We start from the raw sequence: 614 nt of genomic DNA, 5'->3' as shown, positions 1-614 counted from the left end.
TTCGTCAAATGCCTCCTGCGGCTCATTCGTACTCAGGATTCCTTCGGCTTATGGGAAGGCCATTCGGATGCCGAGCTGCTGGCCGAGTTCATCATCACCAAGCAACAGCAACGTGCGGTACCCTTTGGCGGCGATCCCGATCCTGACGCGCTGTGGAGGCTCGACATGTTTTACACCGCCGTAGCGCTTGCGATCGAGGAGCGCTCCGGCGTGTCGACGTCGCCAATAATTGGAATGAAGCCCCTGCGGGCTTCCAGCGGTTGGGCGTTCTATCCGGACGTCCACCGGTTCGGCTTCGAGACTTTCCGCAAACTTGCTGAGGCCGGTACGAAACTGGTCGACGATGCGACTGCAGCCATTGAAGCCTAGCCCGAGATGGAGCGCATCAACAAAACCATTGTTCCAGGAAGGATCTATGTCAGACCTAGATAAGATGAGGAAGAAAGTCCGAAAGCTCCAGTTGCGTGCAGCTATTGCCAAGATGGCATTGCAGGACCTTGTCGAGGGTCTGCCGGGCAAGTGGGCCGACATACAGGAAGTCGCCGAGAAAACCCAAGCCGTTTATGCCGAGTTGGATGTTGCCAAGAGAGAACTCGCTTCAATGAAGAATTTAG

Annotated in this window: 2 protein-coding genes; both read left to right on the top strand. The window is 55.7% G+C overall.

Annotation, left to right across the window (positions count from 1 at the left end; translation table 11 throughout):
• Window positions 1–369, top strand: a 369-nt coding sequence (locus NP945_RS31815) for a DUF269 domain-containing protein (protein WP_256748515.1), incomplete at its 5' end; no start/stop codon positions are given.
• Window positions 370–415: 46 nt separating this feature from the next.
• Window positions 416–614 (top strand): CCE_0567 family metalloprotein (locus tag NP945_RS31810; protein ID WP_256748514.1); only part of this gene is annotated, 199 nt, incomplete at its 3' end.

Source organism: Mesorhizobium sp. LMG17149, assembly GCF_024518695.1.
GTDB lineage: Bacteria > Pseudomonadota > Alphaproteobacteria > Rhizobiales > Rhizobiaceae > Mesorhizobium.
Note: the sequence above shows the minus strand (reverse complement) of the source record. Positions and strands in the feature narration are given on the sequence as shown.